This is a genomic window from Vibrio astriarenae (assembly GCF_010587385.1).
Lineage (GTDB): Bacteria > Pseudomonadota > Gammaproteobacteria > Enterobacterales > Vibrionaceae > Vibrio > Vibrio astriarenae.
Window position 1 is genome coordinate 2,134,069 of the sequence record NZ_CP047475.1, and the last position, 19,443, is coordinate 2,153,511.

A 19,443-nucleotide genomic window follows, 5' to 3' on the forward strand; every position below is an offset into this window, starting at 1 on the left:
ACCACAAACATGGGTAAGTCGCTTGTCATCTTTGGTTGGCCATTGTTAAATGTATCCGAACACTTATTAGGGATTTTCATGGCCACTATCAAAGACGTAGCGAAGGAAGCTGGGGTATCCATCGCCACAGCATCACGCGTGATCAATAACTCGCCTAACACCAGTCAAGCAGCACTGGATGCGGTTCAGCAAGCCATGACGAAATTGGGTTATCGCCCTAACGCAAACGCACGCGCTCTAGTGAATAAAACGACCAATGCCATTGGTGTTCTGGTCAACGATGCGAGCGCACCTTTCTTTGGCACCATGATCAAAGCAATTGATACCATTGCGAGCGAGCAAGAAAAACAGCTCCTCATAGGCAGTGGCTATCACGACCCAGACAAAGAACGAAATGCAATTAACCTTCTCATCAATAGCCGCTGTGATTCACTCGTGATTCACAGTAAAGGGTTAGCTGATCAGGAGTTGGTCGCGTTTGCCAAAGAAATTCCGGGGCTAGTGATCATCAATCGTGTAGTACCGGACATCGCCAACCGTTGCGTAGCTCTAGACAACTACCGTGGTTCTTATATGGCAACAGAACATCTCATCCGCAGTGGTCACAGACATATTGGCTACCTATGCTCAAGCCACAATATTGATGATGCTCATGACCGAAAGCGGGGTTATCTCGACGCACTCGCAACACATGGCATCGAATACCGAGATGAGTATATTGAATACGGTGAGCCTGATGAAATGGGCGGAGAACAGTGTATGGTGAATCTTTTGGCCAAGAACACCCCCATTACCGCTGTTGCTGCTTATAACGACTACATGGCCGCCGGATGTTTGGCACTGTTGCAAGAGAACGGGTACCAAATTCCCGATGACCTGTCTGTTATTGGTTTTGATGATGGGCATATTGCTCGCTTCATATATCCAAGACTCACTACGGTTAGATACCCGATTCAAGTCATGGCCAATGAGGCCGTGAAGCTGTCCATCAAACTAGCCAATGAAGCCGACCATAAACCCGATGAACACAAGCTTTTCATGCCGATACTTGTGCGTCGAGCCTCTGTTGCTCGGCCAAAATGACTCTCCGTTCATCGGCCTAGGTCTCCACTTGCAACGTGCACTCACACAAAACTAAAAACGCAGTAAAGCACTCTTTACTGCGTTCTAAATCACTGAGAGCGACTCAATCACCCCTAGGCGATATGAGTCATCTCATTGAGGATGAATTCCTCAACCGCCCCCTCCGTCGCTGCCATGTACTCTGCAAGATGCTGGTTACCCATATGTTGCTGCCATAGCTCACGTGACGTCCAGTTTTCATAGAACATGAAATGTGCTGGGTTCTCATTGTCTTGGTGTAAGTCGTAGTTGATGCAACCCTCTTCAGCACGGGTGACATCAATAAGCTTTAGTAGCTCGGCTTTAACCAGTTCAACTTTGTCTTGTTTAGCAATGATATTCGCAACGATAGTTAGCTTTGACATACTTTTTTCCTCGATAATGGGCATGTTGGTCTGCCGCGTTTGTCTGTAATACGAGGTAAAGAATAGTCGCTAATTTCCATTGGATAAACCGCACTAAAACAGAGACATTATCAAATTTAATTAGATAATAATCCCAAAGCTTGTGCTAGGGGCAAGAAAAAACCGCGCTGTAGAAGCGCGGTTTTCAATAATCACAGAGACAGCTTAGAGCTGATGACGACCTAAGATGGAATGGGACAACGTTGTACCATCCACTAAGTCTAACTCCCCACCCACTGGGACACCGTGTGCAATGCGACTTGCAGAGACACCGTGCTCTTTACAAAGCTCAGCGATGTAGTGCGCAGTGGCCTCGCCTTCCACCGTAGGGTTGGTTGCCAGAATGACTTCACTGATGTCACCGCGTCTTAAGCGAAAATCGAGCATGTCTAAGCCGATATCGCTTGGGCCGATGCCATCAAGTGGTGACAAGTGTCCCATCAACACAAAATAGCGCCCAGAGTACTGACCGGTTGCTTCAACCGCTGCAATATCAGCAGGGCTTTCAACAACACACAATAAACCGTTTTCTTGGCGTTTAGGGTTCGTACAGATGTGACACGTTTCCTCTTCGGTAAACGTTCGGCACTCTTGGCAGTGGCCGATTTCCGTCATCGCTTGTGAAAGGGCATCAGCAAGCTGCAAACCGCCTTGACGGTCGCGCTGTAACAAATGAAAGGCCATGCGCTGAGCCGACTTGGGACCCACCCCAGGTAGACAACGCAAGGCCTCCATCAAATGCTCCAGCATAGAACTGGTTCGCATCGTATACCTTAATTAGAAAGGCATTTTCATGCCTGGTGGTAATTGCATACCGCCAGTAACTGATGCCATTTTCTCTTTTTGAGTCTCTTCAACGCGGCGAGCTGCATCGTTGAACGCGGCTGCGATCAAGTCTTCAAGCATCTCTTTGTCGTCTTCCATTAGGCTCTCGTCAATCTCTACGCGACGAGTGCTGTGGCTACCTGTGATAGTCACTTTAACAAGGCCAGCACCAGCTTCGCCAGTCACTTCCATGTTAGCAATTTCTTCTTGAAGCTTTTGCATGCGATCTTGCATTTGCTGGGCTTGCTTCATTAGGTTGCCCATACCGCCTTTACCAAACATTGTATACTCTCTGGTTGGATTGATTTCTATACACATGGGGTCGAAAAGTCGATTTTTCAACCCCAACAAAGGTTAAATCGGCCTGACGCTGTCTTCATCAAGAGCAGCATCAAATCGATTCAGCATAAACTGGACATGTTTGTCTTGGTTTAAGCTTGTAAATGCTTGTTGTAGTCGAGCTTGATAGAGCTCTTCTCGTAACTCTAGCGGGGTTTGCCCCTCTTCACCAACCGTAATTGTTAGCGAATGTGGGCTACCGAGCGTTTTGTTAATCGCTTCAGACAGTTCCGCTTGAGCTCTTTCTTTATTCAAATGCGCCTGTGAGCTACGTAGCATCAATTGAATCTCATCACCCTGCTGTTGGTAATGAGAGTTTAGCGCCAACTGTTCCACCAGCTTAGGGATGTCAAGGCGACTAATAAGCTCTGCCCATTCACTTTGAGCAATAGACTCATTCAGCAGCTTCTCCACCATCTCTGGTGTTTTTTCATGCTCTAGTGACTTTTTGATTTGAGTCGGTGTTAGCTCTTTATCAACCTTCTCGACGACTGGATTGATTGGCGCCCACTGATAAGGTTCATCTGGTTTCGGTGCAGCCATTGTCTGTTCTGACGTTCGCGACACCTGAGGCGCAGATAACTGCTTTTTAGCAACGCGATCAATGACCGATTCACGTTGCCCAGATGCCGCACTAGACTTTTTTCCAGTGTTTCCTTTATCGCCAGCGCTAGAACCGCGTCGAGAGCGCAGCTGATGGCGCAGACCACCAATTGAAGAACCTGCGGAAGGTTGAGTTATCGCTGTATTTTGGGCCTGACTCGGTGCAACAGGCTCAACTTGCGCTGCCTGAACTGGAGCTGAGCCCTGGTCCATGTAGTGCTCTGGCACTGGCTCATAATAAGGGTCAGGGTCCATCATCGGCGGCTCATTCATCATTGGAGGCTGAGATGGTACCGGAGCAGAGTGCTGCGGTGCTGGTTGAGCTGGTTGAGCTGGTTGAGCTGGTTGAGCTGGTTGAGCTGGTTGAGCTGGTTGAGCTGGTTGAGCTGGTTGAGCTGGTTGAGCTGGTGCAGGTTGCACTGCTGGCTGCGCCATTGCAACCGTCTCTGTTGAGACCACATTTACGACTGAAGCTTGCGCTGGGCGGAAAGCGAGCATTCGCAATAGCGTCATTTCTAGCCCTGTACGCTCATTCGGCGCAAATGGCAGATCCTGACGCCCTTTCAACGCAATGTCATAAAATAACTGCGTATCTTGCGCGGTTAACTGCTGCGCAAGTAACGCGAGTTTTTCAGCATCAGGCTGCGCTTTATCTAGCGTTGAAGACAGTGCTTGGTACATAGCAATGCGGTGAAGTTGGTTAGCAATTTCTTGCAATAGGTTATCCCACTCAACACCATTCGCAGCCAGAGATTGAACACAGTCCATCACGCCTTGCGCTTGCTTTGCAGCAATGGCTTGTAAGATGTGCAGCGCTTGGTCAGTATCAAGCGTACCGAGCATATGTGACACGGTCTCGACACTGACAGAGCCATTGCCTAACGCAATCGCTTGGTCCGTCAGGCTCAATGCATCACGCATACTGCCATCAGCCGCATGAGAAATCATGCCCAGTGCACGCGCTTCAGACTCCACTGACTCTTTCGCCAATACCGTATCTAACTGTTCATGAATCGTATCAACAGAAATCGGCTTCAGGTGGAACTGTAGACAACGTGACAAAATAGTCACAGGCAATTTTTGTGGATCGGTGGTCGCTAGCAAAAACTTCACATATTCCGGTGGCTCTTCTAGCGTTTTCAATAGCGCATTAAAGCTATGACGCGAGAGCATGTGAACTTCATCGATCAGATAGATCTTAAAGCGACCACGGGCAGGTTTATATTGAACATTATCTAGCAGCTCACGAGTATCTTCGACCTTGGTTCGTGAAGCCGCATCAATCTCAAGTAGATCGACGTGACGGCCTTGATCGATCTCGATACAGCTATCACATTGGCCACATGGCTTGCTGGTAATGCCAGTTTCACAATTCAGCCCTTTCGCGAAAAGGCGACCAATCGTTGTCTTACCAACGCCACGCGTACCAGAGAAAAGGTAAGCATGGTGCAGGCGATTCTGGTCAAGCGCATTTTCAAGCGCTGTCAGGACATGTGCCTGGCCAACGACTTGATTAAATGCCTTGGGGCGCCACTTACGGGCGAGTGCTAGATAACTCATTGATTAATGACCGTCGAACTCACAAATGCTGTAAACGTTCAAGTTCATCGCTTCTAGACGCTTGTCACCACCAATCTCTGGCAGGTTGATAACAAAAGCCGCGTGCTCAACTTCACCACCTAGCTGACGAATCAGTTTCGTTGTCGCTTCGATTGTACCACCTGTCGCAAGCAGATCGTCCACCATCAATACTTTGTCACCCTCAGAAATCGCATCAACATGAATCTCTAGTGTATCTGTGCCGTACTCAAGTTCATAAGACTGACCGATCGTCTTGCGCGGCAACTTGCCTGGCTTACGCACAGGAACAAAGCCAACACCTAACTCAAGCGCTAGTGGTGCGCCAAATAGGAAGCCACGCGCCTCAGTACCAACCACTTTGGTAAAACCCATGTCTTTATACTTCTCAACCAATAGACCGATGGTTGCTTGGTAAGCGGCGGCATCTTCGAGCAAACTGGTTACATCGCGGAACAAGATGCCTGGCTTTGGGTAGTCTGGGATGCTTTTGATACTTGATTGGATAAGTGAAATAGTTTCAGTACTCATAATTGTGCTTTTCTATGTGACCTAAAGGTTTCATACCAATCTAGGTAAGGCATCAAAAAATACCCTATCCAGATTGGTATAAGCATAGCAGGGACGTTTCCATGCTGAAGATTTGTTCAATGTTGGTAGAGCCAACATAAGGCTGACATCTTAGTTATTTTCTTGGTTTTCAGCAACCGACTCCATCACGGGTAAGCGAAGAAACCATGAAAGAAGTGCGCACATAAATGCGATTAGCATAACCTTTAACCAAAGCTTGGGGACGACAATGATCGAAAAGCAAAAACTCAGCACGATCAAGACGGCACCGCGACGCTTTACTTGACGTGAAACCGCACGATGGCTGTGCCAGTTGTCGAGTATTGGACCAAAGGTGGAATGTTGATGTAACCAACGGTGCACCCGCTCACTGCCACGCATAAAACAGGCACTAGCAAGCAGAACAAAAGGAGTTGTTGGAAGAAGAGGGAGAAAAATACCGATAGCACCGAGTAGCAGACAGAGACCACCCGCGAGATTCCATAGTAACTGCTTAACCTTACGAATGATTTTTTCCTCAATGACAATGCCACTCGGCTCAACTTTGAGTAAGTTAGAATGACTCGCCTATTGGCGCAAGTGAAATCACCTAGCTATTCATATTCTGCAACACTGACAACCAAGTGAGTGTGGCTGGAAGCGTTGGAATCAGTAGAGCGAGAACCAAACCCAAAAAATAGAGTATATTGTAGGGTTCTTTGAAATCCATATCAGCCATTGAAAATCCTCCTTTATCGTTTGGCAACGTGACTATAACCAAACTCAGAGTCATCAAAAACCGAAGGAAAGTGGGGGTATTGCTCGCTTGAGACCTTCGTCAACAAACGAGCATCGCAAAATAGGAGCTAGCCCTCTCTTTGCTGTATGTCGAAGCTGAAGCTCGTTGTGCCAGTAATCGATAGTGTTAATTTACCCGCCCTATTGATAGGCAGATCGCGGGTGATAAAATTCTTGAGGGACTGACCACCTAGGCGCTCCCCTTCATGAATCGTTTGAGTAAACTCGTCGCTTGCCCAGCGACAGCCTAAGCCTGCCGGTAATATATCCACGGTGCCACTGGGTAAATCTGCCAGTCCAAACAGCGCAGGAACCGACCCTGTGCCTTGTGAACACTCTATACCGCGTTCGATGACACTCATCATATCTTTCAAATCAGCACTAAAGTTCTTCAAGTGGCGCAAGTAGTCATGAAACAGCGCACGGACTAAGATGGTCGTTGCAACACTAGCAGAGTGATCACTCTCAAAGTCCTCATTACCAGAATCCACAATGTAGAAAATGAACTGTCCGTTCATCAGCCAAGCATAATCAAACACCAAGGGCATCGCTTCTGTCGATTGCAGCAAGCGGTAGTTACAGCGCCAGCTGCCTTGAACCGTGTCTTTTTCTGGTAACAGTGCGTGCAATAGATCCCGTGCCGCCGCCGGGTTATTCTGAAGATACTCCAAGTGCCAATGCAGCTCTTGCTCTTCTGGTAATTCTCCTCCCCCATCAACACGGTACCACTGGGTTGAAAAATCTTTACCATCTGAGTTGATGGAATCACTCTCATTAATCACAGTTTCAACGGCATCGCTGAGATGTTGATAATTGCCAATCGGCTTTGGGAGAAAGTCTTTGATACCGAAACGCAGAGCCTTGGCGACATCAGACATTTCATCGGTGGCAGACACGACGATCACCGGCATAGAAGGGTATTGCTGACTGACCTCCTCAACAAACTCAATACCGTCAAGTATCGGCATCGAAAGATCACATAGGATCAAGTCCGGTTCAGCGCCATTTAATTTTTGCAGTCCGTCCAACCCGTTTTCTGCCTCGACAATATCGTAGCCTTTCACGACCAAAAACTGTTTGGTGACCTGACGAAATATCGGATCATCATCTACCAACATTATTGTCTTTTTAAGGGCAGGTTCGCTTGCAGGTTGTGGACTCACACTAGGGTGAGTGTTTAACATGTATTGACCTCACTACTGACGCATTTACCGTCTTACTACTCTGTCAGCCCACCCGAAATCGTATTATTTATTGTATGGAAACATCGAGGAGCTGTATTTTAGGAAATAAATAATGGATAACCACTCTATTAAAAGTAGTCAGAAATAGGGCAGTGAGCAAGGTATGGGTGACGGTAAAACACAGCATCTAGTGTCAGATATACATCACGTTTTACACATTTAGTTGACACAACTCAAGCTGTTGATCAGTATCTCACTATACATTTAATGAAATCGACCACTATTGCGTCTCATATCATATGAAACTAGATGACCTAAACCTTTTTCGACTGGTTGTTGAAAATGGGAGCTACACCTCAACATCACGCAAAACAATGATTCCTGTTGCGACGATAACTCGACGCATCCAAGCTTTGGAAGAGTCTCTTAATCTGCGCCTTCTTAATCGTCATGCACGCAAATTGTCACTCACTGAAGCTGGTGAGCGCTTTTACCAAGAGTGCTCTCCACTGCTCAAAACCCTTTCAACGACTGCGGAGCTTCTTTCTGATTCGTGCCGTGGGGCTGCTGGACGCATCAAGATTGCTGCTCCATCTAATCTAACTAAGCGTATGATCATGCCGCTGTTTAATGCGTTCATGCTTCAGTACCCAGAAATCAACATTGAGTTGATGACGACCAATCACTTTGACCAACTCGACCCTACTGAGTGGGACGTTATTTTTCGCGTGGGGTCACTACGTGATTCAAGCTTAATCGCGCGTAAAGTGGGTGCGGTTGAAGATATCTTAGTGGCTAGCCCAAGCTATCTTGCAAAGAAGCAGGCTCCAAGCCATGCAGAAGACCTTGCAGAACATTCATTGCTTAAAGGGCATCCGCTTCTCAAATGGCAGCTAACCAACAGTTCAGGTGAACACGTTGTCAACTTAGACAAGGGCCGCTTTGAAGCCGACTCTCTCGATACTGTACGTCGCGCTTGTGCGGAAGGGCTAGGTATCACCCTGATGCCCGACGTTATGATCAGAGAATACATGCAGCGTGGTGAGCTTGTGCGTGTCCTCTCCGATTGGCACGCAAACCCACGAGATATCTTTATGCTGTACAACCATAAAGACCGCCTACCAGAGAAAGTCCGTCTATTTATCGATTTTGTTATCGACTACATAGAGACCAACAAGCGCTAAGCTCTCAATGCGCCGCAATTTGAGCGGCGCTTTTTCAACAAGACCTACATAAACTCTACAAAGTTCGACAAATTTCTCTTTGGCGCTTTCATCGGCTCACAGCCTGGTGTTCCTAGATATAAAAAGCCCACTATTTGGTCATCACCTTCAAGTCCGAAAGCCTGATGAACACTTGGGTGAAACATCCACTTTCCTGAACGCCAGAAACCTTGAAAGCCCTGCGCTACTGCTGCCATCTGCATCGCTTGCACAGCACAACCCGCAGATAAGTACTGTTCAAAGGCAGGCACTTTTTCGTGTTCTGAGACCTTAGCAATCACCGTAATCACCATTGGCGCACGAAATGGGGCATTTTTAACCTTGTCGAGTACCGCTTGCTCACTGTTCTCTTGCTGCGCAGCACCGAGCAAAATATCTGACAACTTAGATAGCCCTTCTCCTTGCGCAATCACAAATCGCCATGGCTGCAAATTACCATGATCAGGCGCTCTCAACCCCGCTTGAATAATATTTTCCAACGCAACACCCTCAGGTGCTGGAGCAGAAAGTTTAGCGATAGAGCGGCGATTTAATAGTAGTTCGAGTGCGTCCATACCTTATCCTTTGAAATAACAGCTTTACCGTAATTGATAATAACTCTCAACTATTAAAAAGGCGAGCCGAAGCTCGCCAAATCCATGATTAACAATCACTTCACGCGCATCAGTAGAAGCTTTCGTTGTTACCTGCACGCGTCAGCAGCCCATCGCAAGGCGCAAATCGATCACCAAACTTCTCTGCATATTCGTTCATCATCTCAACTAACTGCACCAGCCCAATCTGGTCCATATAACGGAATGGACCTCCGAGGAAAGGCGGGAATCCAATCCCAAAGATTGCGCCAATATCACCATCTCGAGCAGAACGGATAATACCCTCATCTAGGCAGCGTACCGCTTCATTTAACATTGGCAACACGCAGCGCAGAGAAACTTCCTTTTCACTCAACTTTTTCTCAGGCGTCAAACTCAACAGTTTATAAACCGACTCATCGACGCCCTTCTTCTTACCCCCCTTATAGGTGTAAAAACCTTTACCCGTTTTCCGACCCTTGCGGTCGTCATCAAGCAAAGTGTCAAAAACATCAGGACCTTGGAATCTTGGCCCCAGTTCTTTAACCATGATTGGCATAATTTTAGCGCCAATATCAACGCCGACTTCATCCAACAATGTTATCGGGCCAACCGGGAATCCGAAGTTCAACAAAGCCTCATCAAGGTGCTCAATCGGCTCTCCCGTCATCAATATATTGGCAGCCTCATTCATGTACGGTGCTAAAATTCGGTTAACGAAGAAGCCCGCTTTGTCTTTAACAACGATCGGCGTTTTGCCCTGCTTCTTGGCAAACTTCACTGCCGTTGCGATCGTTGCTTCCGATGTCGAGTCGTGGGGTATAACTTCAACCAAGGGCATTTTCTCTACAGGGCTGAAGTAATGTAGACCAACGATGTTTTCTGGTCGCTGTGCTTTTTCTGCTATTTGCCCAATAGGCAAAGAGGAAGTATTCGTAGCGAAAATGGTGCTATCTTTCGCATTCTTTTCAATATCTTCGACCATCTTCTGTTTTAGTTCAAGATCTTCAAATACTGCCTCTATCACCATATCTGCATGCTGATAGCGAGTAAAATCTGTGCCACCTGAAATCTGCAACATCTTCTCTTGAAGCTGCGCTTTAGACAGGATTCGGCGCTTGCGTTGCTTAGCGAATAGATCGTAGTTGTAGCGCATGGCGTTAAGCACACCATCATTCGATACATCTTTGATGCGCACGGGAACTTTTGCCTTTGAAACTGAAACATGTGCAATACCCGCCCCCATCAGGCCACCGCCAAGCACGCCTATTTGGTTTACCTGGGCAGGCTCTGCTGACGAACCACTCTCTTTTTTCATTTCTGTGGTAGCGAAGAAGATGGAACGAAGCGCGGCAGACTCTGATGTCATCACCAACTCACCAAAACGCTTGGCCTCAAACTCCAAGCCTTTTGGCATGCCATTCTCAAGACCATGTTTGATCACATCGAGAATCGCGTCAGCGGCCGGGTAATTGCCTCGCGTTTTGGCGCGTGTTTTCTTAGCGGCTTGCTCGAAAATCATTTTTCGACCCAAGCCTGTGCCTGACATCAATTTCTCTTTGTTAGAGACCTTCTCTTTTTTACGCTTACCTTTATCAAGCATTGAGATAGCAACGTCTTTTAAGATACTTACGGGAACACTGGCGTCTACCACACCCAGTTTTTTCGCCTTCTTGGCTCGCAATTGCTTACCCGTCAAGATCAGGTCAAGGGATGGAAGCAGACCAATTAATCTTGGTAGTCGCTGTGTACCGCCAGAACCAGGCAACAAACCCAATTGCACTTCGGGTAAACCTAAACGAGTAATATCCGCATCACTACACACGCGATAGTCACAAGCAAGAGCCAGCTCTAAGCCACCTCCAAGGCAAGGCCCGTGAATCATCGCCACCACAGGAAAAGGAAGAGCTGACAGTTGCTGGAACATCTCCTGCCCTTTTGCAGCTAACGCTTTGGCTTCTTCGGCAGAGTTGCACGCCGCCAACATTCGGACATCCGCACCAGCAATAAAGTTGTCAGGCTTTCCTGATTCAATGACTAAGCCTTTTAGGTCACTATGTTCATTTAGTTGCGAAAAAACCTCTGTCATTTCATCGGCAAACGCTGCTTGCAGTGTGTTCATCTTCTCACCCGGCACATCAATGGTCAGCCAAGCGAGTTTCTGTTCGTCAATGTTTAATGTAAAAGCGTTCTGAGTTGTCATTATTCTACCTCCAACACCATTGCAGCACCCAAGCCACCTGCCGCACATGCAGTATTAAGCGCTAAACCACCACCGCGACGTTGAAGTTCACGCAGGGTTTGAGTAATCATTCGTGCCCCTGTTGCAGCGAAAGGATGCCCATAAGCTATCGACCCACCAAGCACGTTAAACTTATCCATATCTATTTCACCGATAGCCTGACTGCGGCCCAGCTTCTCTTTGGCAAACTTCTCACTGGCAAACATTTTCACATTCGACAGTGCTTGCGCGGCAAACGCCTCGTGCATATCAATCAAGGTCAAATCTGAGAGGGTGACCCCTGCACGGTCTAAAGCGATAGGTGTCGCATAGGAAGGCCCCATCAGCATGTCTTCATGTACGCCTATCGCTGAGAACCCATACGATCGAATGTAACCCAACACATCCAGACCAAGCTCTTTTGCACGCCCTTCCCGCATCAACATGATCGCTGCAGCGCCATCCGTCAGCGGCGTGCTGTTTGCCGCTGTCACTGAACCAAACTGACGGTCAAAAGCAGGTCTTAGTTTGGCGTAGCCCTCGATGGTCGAGTCTTTGCGAATATTATTATCTTCATCAATCCACTGCTTGTAGGGTTCAGGGAAAGCCGTCATCACCTCACCTTGGATCTTGCCATCCGCCCATGCCTGAGCTGCCAACGAGTGAGAGCGGTGTGCCAGCTCATCTTGCTCGGCACGACTAATGCCATGAGATTTTGCCATTTGCTCGGCTGTCTGCCCCATAGATAGCCCAGTCGAGTATTCTGCAACCGCAGGTGGGACAGGCATCAAGTCTTTAAATGAGAGCTTCTGAAGTAACTTGAGTTTCTGAGTGACGGTTTTCGTTTTACTCAGTGCGAGCAGGTTAGCGGCCATGTTCTTAGAAACCCCAATAGGTAGAACAGAAGAGGAATCCGCACCGCCAGCGATACCGATATCAATGGCACCTGACATAATACTTTCAGCCACATTTACCGCAGACTGAAAACTCGTCGCACAAGCTCGTGACACGCTGTACGCATCGGTGTGTATGTTCATCCCTGTTCCCAGAACAATTTCACGTGCGATGTTCGGCGCTTCTGGCATTTGGACCACTTGACCAAACACGACCTGATCAATTAACGCAGGGTCAATATCGACGCGTGCCATCATTTCTGACACGACCATCTTTCCGAGATCGACTGCTGGAACATCAGTAAAAGCGGTGCTCTGCCGAGCAAAGGGAGTACGAAGTCCGGAAACGACAGCGATACGTTCACCGGAGCGAGTTTGCAGGTTGAGCTGCTGCGAAGTATGCGACTTGCCCATGTAGGATTCCTTCCATTGTAGAGGTCTGACCTGAACAGTGTAACGAGAATGTTAACAGAATCAAACGAGCGTTTAAATAAACGTGATATTGGCAACGAAATCAGAATAGATAGCGATCACTTGCCCATCACGCTACTGTTTAAAGCTAGCGTATGAAATATTACTGAGCGAACACTCAACAAGGAATTTAGGCAAAAAAAAACCACACAAAACTGTGTGGTCGGAATCTATAAAACAATTAACTTACGCCAATTGAAAATAATCAGTTTCCTGATTAGGAGAAAGTAAAGTCAGCCTTCAAAAGGAAGTGTCATCTTGCTCAACATGTTAGCTCAAAGAACTAACTAGATGACAAGGTGTACTATAAAGCCATTCGGGTATAAGATTTTGAAGTAGATCAATTTTTAGTGGGATTATGCCTACTAAAGACAACATTTAGGTATTGCTTGTGGCGATTATTGAATTTTTCGGAAAGAAAAAGTCCACTACCTCGGTCAATAGGGATATGGACAAGCAAAGAAAGTACGAAGCGCTCGTCAGAGCCTATCACAAGGACCTCTATCGTTATGCTTATTGGTTGTGTAAAGATCCAACCATTGCAGAGGATGTGGTGCAAGAAGCCTTCATGCGTGCATGGAAGTCTTTAGATAGCCTGCAAGACGATAAGGCGGCTAAATCATGGCTGATTACGATCTTACGTCGCGAAAACGCACGTCGTTTTGAACGTAAACAGTTCGACCTTGTGGACATTGATGATTACAGCCAAGAGGCCAAAACGTCTGATGACAACCATCATCAAACGCAGTGGCTTCATGAGCAGATCATGACGTTAGACGAAGAGTATCGTGAGCCACTCTATCTACAGGTCGTTGGGGGATTTAGTGGTGAGGAGATAGGAAAGATTCTTGAGCTCAATACGAATACAGTAATGACTCGCCTTTTCCGCGCCCGAAATCAGTTGAAAGAGAAAGTGGATGCATCCACATCGAGTCGAGGTATGAGCAATGGATGAGTTAGAGTTTCGTCGAAGAGTTTTGACTGAACCAAACGTTCGTGACGCCGATATAATGGACGCGACACGTGCGAGTGAGGCAAACGAAAAGTTTTTAGATGACGTGCTTGATCTCGACAAAAAGATCAACGAAGCCATGAAAATTGATGTGCCGGATGATCTTGCAGACAGAATTCTTTTAAACCAAGCCGTCGAGGAAACCAAAGTCGTACGCCCAACATTTACTAAGCGTATGATGTCAATGGCCGCTTCAGTAGCGTTTATGGCTGGCTTACTTGCCGGGCAAATCAACTGGGGCAATGTGTTTGTTCCCCAAGCACAAGCAAGTTTAGGCGTTACTGCCCTTGAATATTTCTACGGTGAGAAAGATTTTATCGCCTCGCTTGATGAGAGCTCTTCTATCGAGCAGATAAACGCGAAGTTAACGCCTTTCCACTACCAAGTTGATAGCCAATTCCCATACCACGTTTATTACTTGAATCATTGCTCATTTGGTACAAGCAATGCTTTCCACGCGGTATTAAGGGGCGAACATGGTCGAGTGACTGTTTTTATAACCAATCAGCCTAGTGAGGATGAGACATTCAATGACGATAAAATGAAGGGTATGGTTGTACCTCTAGAAAATTCGAGCATGATCATCGTGGCTCACTTGAACGAAGATGTCGCTAAAATCGCCGAAAATATAGAGTATATACTCAAACCTATGTAATTCATTGAAAGTTATCTATTCCAACGCCTCTTGTACCCCATGAGGCGTTTTTTGTCTCACTTTTATAGAGCTAAAACTCTAATTATCATCAAATACCCCCCTTTTCCTGCCAGATACCCATCATTTCTACGAAATTTAGCTAATTTTATCCAATGGTCGGATTTCTATTTCCTATACTTGCCACTAGGATTAGCCCCCAAAAGAGCTAAAGCTCAACAAACTGCCCGATAGAGGCAACGTAAAAAGGAAAAGCAAATGAAAAACATGCGTCTGTTTAAAAAATCAGTGGTAGCCGTAACGGTCGCACTGGCTTCTCAGCAAGCGGTAGCTGCTGGCTTCCAACTAAACGCACAATCTGCAACAGGTATCGGCCGCGCATTCGCGGGTGATGCAGTTATCGCTGATAACGCATCTGTAATGGCTCGTAACCCTGCTGCTATGGCACTTTTTGACTCTATGGAGTTGTCTCTAGGTTTTGAAACTATCATTACAGATATTTCTGTATCTGATGTTAACTACACAGCCAGTGGCCCTACAGCTGGTAACGATGATGTCGGCAGCACATCAGTTGCGCCTAACATTCACTTCATTATGCCTATAAACGAGAAGTTTGCCTGGGGTATTAACGCTTACTCGAACTTTGGTACACGTACAGAATTTAAAGGCGCTTTAGAAAACTCTGTGTTCGGCGGTGAAACAGATGTTAAGAGTGGCAACATTGGTATTGCCGGGTCATACCGTTTAAATGAACAATGGAGTTTTGGTGCTGGCCTAGACATTATTTACGGTGTTGGGACTTTCGTACGTGGAGGCGCTGAACTCGCACCACCAGGATTCCCTCAGTTCGCACCTGAAACAACACTTAAGGTTGAAGACGCAGATGGTTGGGGTGTCGGTTTTAACATCGGTACTGTATACGAGTTAGATGAAAACAACCGATTTGGCTTATCTTATCGTTATAGCCCTCAGTTCGATGCAAAAGATGACAAAGGGCAAGAAATTTCACTTGCGCTTCCAGACATGGCTGAGTTCTCTGGTTACCATCGCTTAGAGGATACTAAATTCGCTGTACACTATAGCGTACAATGGATAGGTTGGAGTGCATTTGATGAGATCGAATTTACTAACCTTAACTTAGCGGACTCACCAGTAGGCGGCGTTAACGGCTCTTACACTAAAGCTTACGAATGGCAAGATGGCTGGCACTACGCTTTAGGTGGTACATACTACCTTAACTCTGACTGGACTCTGCGTGCAGGCTATATGTACGATACAAGTGCCCAGGATAAACTGACTTCGATATCTGTTCCAGATTCAGACCGTCAATGGCTATCCGCAGGTTTCACATACCATATTGACCAAAAATCTAATGTAGACTTTGGCTTTACATACTTGATCGGAAAAGACACATCGGCTGAAGAGTATCTAGTCGGAGATACTCCTGTTCTAACAGCAACAACACGTGCTGATGCTATCCTAGTGGGTCTGCAATACAGCCGTAGCTTCTAATTCAAATAACAACGTAGTTGGTATTTAGCAAAGGGTCGGATTATTCCGACCCTTTTTGTTTTTGTACCATTCGAAATGTGGTCACCCTGAACTGGTTTCAGGGTCTACTCAACGCGCTCATATCCCTGTGAACACCTCAATTAGATACTGAAATAAATTCAGTATGACCGTGTTGTGGTAACCAAATCAGTCGCTTGATTGCTTCTTTGGCACCTGCTTATAATTCAGCTTTGGCATAACTCGTTAGATGGTCTAACCCCTCCTAGCCTCCCCTTCAAAAGGGGAGGGACTGGTTGGGCACTTTGATTTGAGTATTGCGTGTTCAAAGGGCGCCTTTGTGATTTGATTTGTAAACGATGCGGTCAGTTTGTGCGTTGATCTAGTCCCCTCCCCTTTTCAAGGGGAGGGTTAGGGAGGGGTCACTGCGACTCGTCCAAAACGCCCACTCCACTGCTCTTTTCAGTACCTGCTCACTAGTCAGCTCTGGCGTAACTCGTTAGATGGTTTAACCCCTCCTAGCCTCCCCTTCAAAAGAGGAGGCACTGGTACTGTGCTTAACCATTACTTCAGCACTTCCCAAAACCAAAAAAAGACCCCAGCCTTCCGGCTGGGGTCTCAATCTTTTCCGATAAGTTATCGTGCTAGCGAAGACTTATCTCATAACTAAAACTTACCATTAAGCTTCTGCTTTCTCTTTCTTAGCTTTAGGCGCTTGCGCTGCTTCTTGGTCTGCTTTCTTCTTGATTACCGTAGTACCTTCGAAAGTTTCACCTTCAACGAATGCTTTGCCGTAGTAAGAAGCCATTAGTACTTCTTTAAGCTCAGTGATTAGTGGGTAACGTGGGTTAGCACCTGTACACTGGTCATCGAACGCTTCAACTGCTAGCTCATCTAGTTTCGCAACGAAATCAGCTTCAGCAACACCTGCAGCTTGGATAGACGTTGGGATGTCTAGGTTTAGTTTCAGCTCTTCTAGCCATGCTAGTAGACGCTCAATCTTCTGAGCAGTACGGTCACCAGCTTGGCTTAGGCCTAGGTGGTCAGCAACCTCTGCGTAACGACGACGTGCGTGAGGACGGTCGTATTGAGAGAATGCAGTCTGCTTAGTTGGGTTGTCGTTCGCGTTGTAACGTACAACGTTCGAGATTAGTAGTGCGTTCGCTAGACCGTGTGGTAGGTGGAACTCAGCACCAATCTTGTGCGCCATTGAGTGACAAACACCTAGGAATGCGTTCGCAAACGCGATACCAGCGATTGTTGCCGCGTTGTGTACTTTCTCACGAGCGATTGGGTCGTTTGCACCGTTCGCGTAGCTTGAAGGTAGGTACTCTTTTAGCATCTTAAGTGCTTGTAGAGCTTGACCGTCAGAGTACTCGTTAGCAAGAACAGATACGTAAGCTTCAAGAGCGTGAGTTACTGCATCGTAACCACCGAACGCTGTTAGAGACTTAGGCATGTTCATTACTAGGTTAGCATCAACGATAGCCATGTTTGGCGTGATTTCGTAGTCAGCTAGTGGGTACTTAGCACCTGTCTTGTCGTCAGTAACAACCGCGAATGGAGTAACCTCTGAACCAGTACCTGAAGTTGTAGTGATACATACAAGTTCAGCTTTTTGACCCATTTTCGGGAACTTGTAGATACGTTTACGGATATCCATAAAGCGCATTGCTAGTTCTTCGAAGTGAGTTTCTGGGTGCTCGTACATTACCCACATGATCTTCGCAGCATCCATTGGTGAACCACCACCTAGAGCTAGGATTACGTCAGGTTGGAAGCTCTTCATTGCTTCTGCACCTTTCTCAACAACAGATAGTGTTGGATCTGCTTCTACGTCGAAGAAAGTTTGAACTTCGATGCCTTGCTCTTTAAGTAGCTTCACTACTTCGTCAGCGTAACCGTTGTTGAATAGGAAACGGTCAGTTACAAGGAACGCACGTTTCTTACCTTCTAGGTCGCTCATTGCGATTGGAAGGCTGCCACGACGGAAGTAGATTGACTTAGGTAGTTTATGCCACAACATGTTTTCAGCTCGCTTCGCTACAGTTTTCTTGTTGATTAGGTGCTTAGGACCTACGTTCTCAGAGATAGAGTTACCACCCCATGAACCACAACCAAGAGTTAGAGAAGGTGCAACGTTGAAGTTGTACAGGTCACCGATACCACCGTGAGTCGTCGGGATGTTGATTAGGATACGTGCAGTCTTCATCTTGTCACCGAAGTAACGGATACGGTCTGCGTTAGTATCTTGGTTAGTGTAAAGGCCAGATGTGTGACCGATACCACCTATCTCAACCATAGTTACCGCTTGAGCAACTGCGTCTTCGAAGTTGTCTGCACGGAATAGACCTAGAGTTGGAGATAGTTTTTCGTGTGCGAACTCGTCGTCGTAAGAAACTTTACCAAGACCTTCACCTACTAGAACTTTAGTGTCAGCTGGAACTTTAACGCCTGCTAGCTCAGCGATTGCTGGTGCTGGTTGACCCACGATTTTCGCGTTTAGTGCGCCGTCGATTAGAAGGACTTTACGTACTTTATTTGCATCAGCTTTGCTTAGTACAACAGCTTTATGAGAAGCGAAACGCTCTTTTACTTCGTCGTATACTTCGTCAACAACGATTGCAGCCTGCTCAGAAGCACAAACTACGCCGTTATCGAACGTTTTAGACATTAGGATAGAAGCCACTGCACGCTTGATGTCAGCAGTTTCGTCGATAACGACAGGAACGTTACCCGCACCTACACCGATTGCTGGCTTACCAGAAGAGTAAGCTGCTTTAACCATGCCTGGACCACCAGTCGCAAGGATAAGAGCAATGCCATCGTGCTTCATTAGACCGTTAGATAGCTCAACAGAAGGCTGGTCGATCCAACCGATGATGTCTTTTGGAGCACCTGCTGCTACTGCTGCATCTAGAACAAGTTTCGCTGCGTCGTTAGTAGAGTTTTTCGCACGTGGGTGTGGCGAGAAAATGATACCGTTACGAGTCTTAAGTGAGATTAGAGACTTGAAGATAGCAGTCGAAGTTGGGTTAGTCGTTGGTACGATACCACAGATGATGCCCACAGGCTCTGCGATAGTCATAGTACCTAGGTTGTCGTCCTCTTCTAGAACGCCACAAGTTTTTTCATCTTTGTATTTGTTGTAGATAAATTCAGAAGCGAAGTGGTTCTTGATTACTTTATCTTCAACAATACCCATACCTGATTCTTCTACCGCTTGTTGCGCTAGAGGGATACGTGCTTGGTTAGCTGCTAGAGAAGCTGCGCGGAAGATCTTGTCTACTTGCTCTTGAGAGAAAGTAGCAAACTCTTCTTGTGCAGCTTTAACGCGTGCTACTAGAGCATCTAGTTCAGCTAGGTTAGTTACAGGCATAGAAAATCTCCTAAAATAATAAAATATAAAAGCTAATTTATTGAGCTTACTGCTCCGGTGCCATTGTCACGCCCCCACGCTTCAATGACGACTAAGTTAACTGTTTGTA

Annotated in this window: 17 protein-coding genes; 5 read left to right on the plus strand and 12 right to left on the minus strand. The window is 46.7% G+C overall.

Going from position 1 to position 19,443, the window contains the following annotated elements; genetic code table 11:
* Window positions 1-78: 78 nt before the first annotated feature.
* Window positions 79-1,083 (plus strand): substrate-binding domain-containing protein, encoded by a 1,005-nt coding sequence (locus GT360_RS09950; protein ID WP_164648721.1) that lies wholly within the window; start codon window positions 79-81, stop codon window positions 1,081-1,083.
* Window positions 1,084-1,196: 113 nt separating this feature from the next.
* Here the strand turns inward: GT360_RS09950 and GT360_RS09955 are convergent, their stop codons facing one another.
* The 8 genes from GT360_RS09955 to GT360_RS09985 form a co-directional block, all read right to left on the minus strand.
* Window positions 1,197-1,487: a putative quinol monooxygenase gene (locus GT360_RS09955; RefSeq protein ID WP_164648722.1), complete on the minus strand. Its 291-nt coding sequence runs from the start codon at window positions 1,485-1,487 to the stop codon at window positions 1,197-1,199.
* Between the two features lie 204 nt (window positions 1,488-1,691).
* Window positions 1,692-2,291: a recombination mediator RecR gene (gene recR / locus GT360_RS09960; RefSeq protein ID WP_164648723.1), complete on the minus strand. Its 600-nt coding sequence runs from the start codon at window positions 2,289-2,291 to the stop codon at window positions 1,692-1,694.
* Between the two features lie 12 nt (window positions 2,292-2,303).
* On the minus strand, window positions 2,304-2,633 hold the full coding sequence (locus GT360_RS09965) for a YbaB/EbfC family nucleoid-associated protein (protein ID WP_164648724.1): 330 nt from the start codon (window positions 2,631-2,633) through the stop codon (window positions 2,304-2,306).
* 72 nt (window positions 2,634-2,705) lie between these two features.
* On the minus strand, window positions 2,706-4,853 hold the full coding sequence (gene dnaX / locus GT360_RS09970; protein WP_164648725.1) for a DNA polymerase III subunit gamma/tau: 2,148 nt from the start codon (window positions 4,851-4,853) through the stop codon (window positions 2,706-2,708).
* Window positions 4,854-4,856: 3 nt separating this feature from the next.
* Complete coding sequence (gene apt, locus GT360_RS09975) at window positions 4,857-5,402, minus strand: adenine phosphoribosyltransferase (RefSeq protein ID WP_164648726.1); 546 nt, start codon at window positions 5,400-5,402, stop codon at window positions 4,857-4,859.
* 150 nt (window positions 5,403-5,552) lie between these two features.
* Window positions 5,553-5,900 carry a YbaN family protein gene (locus GT360_RS09980; RefSeq protein ID WP_239502630.1) on the minus strand — a complete coding sequence of 116 codons (348 nt, stop codon included), beginning with the start codon at window positions 5,898-5,900 and terminating at the stop codon, window positions 5,553-5,555.
* A 130-nt stretch (window positions 5,901-6,030) separates the two neighbouring features.
* Window positions 6,031-6,159, minus strand: coding sequence for a hypothetical protein (locus GT360_RS21995; RefSeq protein WP_275426968.1), 129 nt, complete (start codon window positions 6,157-6,159; stop codon window positions 6,031-6,033).
* Between the two features lie 127 nt (window positions 6,160-6,286).
* Complete coding sequence (locus tag GT360_RS09985; RefSeq protein ID WP_164648727.1) at window positions 6,287-7,402, minus strand: response regulator; 1,116 nt, start codon at window positions 7,400-7,402, stop codon at window positions 6,287-6,289.
* Window positions 7,403-7,701: 299 nt separating this feature from the next.
* Here GT360_RS09985 and GT360_RS09990 point away from each other — a divergent pair, with 299 nt between their 5' ends.
* Window positions 7,702-8,586, plus strand: coding sequence for a LysR family transcriptional regulator (locus GT360_RS09990; protein WP_164648728.1), 885 nt, complete (start codon window positions 7,702-7,704; stop codon window positions 8,584-8,586).
* 44 nt (window positions 8,587-8,630) lie between these two features.
* On the opposite strand, the gene GT360_RS09995 is transcribed toward GT360_RS09990, so the two are convergent.
* The 3 genes from GT360_RS09995 to fadI form a co-directional block, all read right to left on the minus strand.
* Window positions 8,631-9,179: an NAD(P)H nitroreductase gene (locus GT360_RS09995; protein ID WP_164648729.1), complete on the minus strand. Its 549-nt coding sequence runs from the start codon at window positions 9,177-9,179 to the stop codon at window positions 8,631-8,633.
* Window positions 9,180-9,288: 109 nt separating this feature from the next.
* Window positions 9,289-11,400, minus strand: a complete 2,112-nt coding sequence (gene fadJ / locus GT360_RS10000; protein ID WP_164648730.1) for a fatty acid oxidation complex subunit alpha FadJ — start codon at window positions 11,398-11,400, stop codon at window positions 9,289-9,291.
* Window positions 11,400-12,725: an acetyl-CoA C-acyltransferase FadI gene (gene fadI / locus GT360_RS10005; RefSeq protein ID WP_164648731.1), complete on the minus strand. Its 1,326-nt coding sequence runs from the start codon at window positions 12,723-12,725 to the stop codon at window positions 11,400-11,402. Before fadI ends, fadJ begins: the two co-directional genes overlap by 1 nt.
* A gap of 448 nt (window positions 12,726-13,173) precedes the next feature.
* On the opposite strand from fadI, the gene GT360_RS10010 reads away from it, so the two are divergent.
* The 3 genes from GT360_RS10010 to GT360_RS10020 all read left to right on the plus strand — a co-directional run bounded on the left by GT360_RS10010 (window position 13,174) and on the right by GT360_RS10020 (window position 15,958).
* Window positions 13,174-13,737 carry a sigma-70 family RNA polymerase sigma factor gene (locus tag GT360_RS10010; protein ID WP_164648732.1) on the plus strand — a complete coding sequence of 188 codons (564 nt, stop codon included), beginning with the start codon at window positions 13,174-13,176 and terminating at the stop codon, window positions 13,735-13,737.
* Window positions 13,730-14,449, plus strand: coding sequence for a DUF3379 family protein (locus tag GT360_RS10015; RefSeq protein ID WP_164648733.1), 720 nt, complete (start codon window positions 13,730-13,732; stop codon window positions 14,447-14,449). Before GT360_RS10010 ends, GT360_RS10015 begins: the two co-directional genes overlap by 8 nt.
* Window positions 14,450-14,704: 255 nt before the next feature.
* Window positions 14,705-15,958: an outer membrane protein transport protein gene (locus tag GT360_RS10020; protein ID WP_164648734.1), complete on the plus strand. Its 1,254-nt coding sequence runs from the start codon at window positions 14,705-14,707 to the stop codon at window positions 15,956-15,958.
* A 676-nt stretch (window positions 15,959-16,634) separates the two neighbouring features.
* On the opposite strand, the gene adhE is transcribed toward GT360_RS10020, so the two are convergent.
* Entirely contained in the window at window positions 16,635-19,334 is a 2,700-nt protein-coding gene (gene adhE, locus GT360_RS10025) for a bifunctional acetaldehyde-CoA/alcohol dehydrogenase (RefSeq protein ID WP_164648735.1), read from the minus strand.
* Window positions 19,335-19,443: the final 109 nt, after the last annotated feature.